Origin of the sequence: Halorubrum sp. SS7 (assembly GCF_005435055.1) — an archaeon.
In the GTDB taxonomy this organism is placed as follows: domain Archaea; phylum Halobacteriota; class Halobacteria; order Halobacteriales; family Haloferacaceae; genus Halorubrum; species Halorubrum salinarum.
In genome coordinates this window covers 1-282 of sequence record NZ_SGXV01000520.1, presented here as the reverse complement: position 1 = coordinate 282, position 282 = coordinate 1, and the positions used below count along the sequence as shown (strand labels likewise).

The 282-nt window shown below is 61.7% G+C and carries 1 pseudogene; it reads right to left on the bottom strand.

The annotated features are described in order from the left end of the window. Positions 1–198: pseudogene (locus tag EXE44_RS19015) on the bottom strand (SHOCT domain-containing protein); the annotation flags it as partial. Positions 199–282: the final 84 nt, after the last annotated feature.

Sequence of the window (282 nt, the reverse complement as noted above, 5' to 3'; positions counted from 1 at the left end):
GAACAGACCGAGGACGATAACGGCGATCACCCATTCGGCCGCGGCGCTGAGCATTGCGACGAGGAGGAACTCCTCGGTTGCCGGGATACCCCCGGACAGTGCTGACAGCCCCTCGAACAGTTCGATCAACCCGGCGCCGACCATCAGGATACCCGTCACCACAAACCCGCTGAAACGGAGCCGGTGTCGGGAGACCATGGTTCGAGTCTACGCTCACGCGGGATTACATCCACGGACCGCTGTTACGACTCGGAAAGGGACGCTTTCCGCTTTCGTCCTACC